Annotated in this window: 1 protein-coding gene; it reads right to left on the reverse strand. The window is 70.9% G+C overall.

Features of this window, described 5'->3' with window-relative positions; genetic code table 11:
- Positions 1–368: 368 nt before the first annotated feature.
- Positions 369–1142, reverse strand: coding sequence for a DNA polymerase beta superfamily protein (locus tag DQW06_RS21995; protein WP_013153544.1), 774 nt, complete (start codon positions 1140–1142; stop codon positions 369–371).
- Positions 1143–1253: the final 111 nt, after the last annotated feature.

Raw genomic sequence — 1253 nt, forward strand, 5'->3', positions numbered from 1 at the left:
GTGTTTTTCGGGGCTGTGGGGTGTGCGGGAGGGACGGTCTGACGGGTGCGGCCGTGGGGACGCACCCGTCACCGAGCCGGGTCGTGCTGCCCTAGCGGGTCTTGATCACGGCCGCGATGAGCCCGGTGGCGAGCATCATCGTCAGGCCCACGATCATGAGCACGAAGGCGATGGTTCCGACCATGGTGTTTCCTTAGTGTTCGTTGTTTCCGGGCGCGGTGCGCGGCGTCCGCCGTGCGGGGAGCGTCCGGAGGAGCCGGGAGCGGCGCCTACCTGTTCGGGGGTTCACCCTATCCCGGTCCCGTGCCGGTTCCGCGTCGGGTGGCCGCTGTGACCAGCGTGGTCGTGGCCACGGTCGCGGGGCGGGGTCAGCGTTGGGCCCAGGTTCGTCGGTAGGTGCTGACCAGCCAGCGGTCGGCCCAGGCGTGGTCGGGTTCGTCGGGCAGGTCGCAGGTCCGGCACAGCTCGGCCAGGCGCTGTTCGAGTTCGTGTGCCCGGTCCAGGGCGTCGTCGCGGCTGTGCTCGCCGCGGCGCAGTGCGAGCAGCCAGGTGCGTTCGGGTTCGGGCATGGGCAGGGTGATGCGGCCGGTCTCCATCAGTTCCACGCCCTGGATGCCCAGGCGGACCATGTGGTAGGCGAACTTGGTGTCGAAGCCGTGCTGTTCGACGAGTTCGGGGCGGTTGGTGTGTTTGCCGCCGCGGGTTCCCAGCATGCGGTCGCGTTGGGCGCGCAGGTAGCCCAGGAAGCGCTGGCCCGCCCGGCGGGAGAGGAAGCGTGCGGCGTTGGCGCGCAGGTCGTGTCCGGTGGGGGTGATGGCGACGATCTCGTGCGGGGGGACGAACAGGGGGAGCAGGACGGTGGGGTTGCCGTCCAGGGCCAGGCGCGTCCACTTGCGCAGGGAGTAGACGGTCAGGTCCAGGTCGTCGGGGCCGGAGCGGGTGTGTTCGGGGCGGGTGTGGTGGATGTACTGCTCGAAGGGGCGCAGGCCGATGACGTACTCGGGGGGTTCGACGCAGATGCCCATCTCGTCGCGGTCGGCCCGGCCTGTCAGGGCGAGGCCGTGGGCCTCGGAGCCCACCTGGCACCGCAGGACGGTTCCCTCGTGTGCGATCCGCGCGAACTCGGGGCTGGAGTGCTTCACCTGCGGCTCCCTTCTGTCGGGTGCTGGGTGCTGGGTGCGCTGGTGGGGGCGCTGTCCGGCACGCTATCGGCCGCGGGGCGGGGGCACGAGTGCTTTTCGGCGGTGGGGGAG

This window comes from Nocardiopsis sp. TNDT3 (genome assembly GCF_003427465.1).
GTDB lineage: Bacteria > Actinomycetota > Actinomycetes > Streptosporangiales > Streptosporangiaceae > Nocardiopsis > Nocardiopsis dassonvillei.